Source organism: Pedobacter borealis DSM 19626 (genome assembly GCF_000708285.2).
GTDB classification, from domain to species: Bacteria; Bacteroidota; Bacteroidia; order Sphingobacteriales; family Sphingobacteriaceae; genus Pedobacter; species Pedobacter borealis.
Window position 1 is genome coordinate 1 of record NZ_JAUG01000199.1, and the last position, 706, is coordinate 706.

Sequence of the window (706 nt, forward strand, 5' to 3'; positions counted from 1 at the left end):
ATTTTCAGCAAATAATTATCGAACTCAGGTTAATAGTTACCTCATCTCCTGCTTCAATAGTTTGATAAGCGTAGATATTGATGGTATTTCTCTTTCTCGAAAAGCTGTAAAAGGCATTTGCTTTGGGCGAATGATTGTAGAACGAAGCATAGCCAAAACTAAATGCGGTTGGTTTATCAGGCTCATCCAACAAAAAATAATAATGAAAAAGTTTGGTAAACCTTAAGGTTTCCTTTTCGGTATTAGATAAGAAAATAACAGGAGCCTGCTCTATAAGGCTCCCTTTTGTTATTCTATTTTTAGCAAATACACCACGTCCATGAAGTGGACTTTCTTTTACTTCGACGTGCAGGGGCTGATAAATATCTTTATTAAACAGCATTATTTTCCTTTGTGCAATACCTTAGCATCTTTGATTGCTCTTTCCACAGCTGCTTCTTTTTTGGGATCGGTTCGTTCGGCTTTTTACCAGACTGAACCCTAAGCAGGAATACTTTGGACAATGCTGAGACACGTTAAAACACCGATTTGGAATAGAGTAGGAAGATAGGGATTAGTTCCCTATCTGTCCTCTCACACCACTGTACGTACCGTTCGGTATACAGCGGTTTGTTGAAATAGTATCTCTTAACAACCGGTAGTATTCTCCTGTTGTCAGGCATTGTGCCCACTGGTTGCACGGCTCGGCTCAGCTCCTCTTATAATT

The 706-nt window shown here is 39.4% G+C and carries 1 protein-coding gene; it reads right to left on the reverse strand.

Annotated elements, in window-relative coordinates:
- Positions 1–4: 4 nt before the first annotated feature.
- Complete coding sequence (locus AW17_RS23405; protein ID WP_051692069.1) at positions 5–382, reverse strand: SET domain-containing protein-lysine N-methyltransferase; 378 nt, start codon at positions 380–382, stop codon at positions 5–7.
- Between the last annotated feature and the right edge of the window lie 324 nt (positions 383–706).

Coding starts and splice junctions, on each gene's coding strand:
- AW17_RS23405 (WP_051692069.1), bottom strand. CDS start 382: ATGCTGTTTAATAAAGATATTTATCAGCCCCTGCACGTCGAAGTAAAA.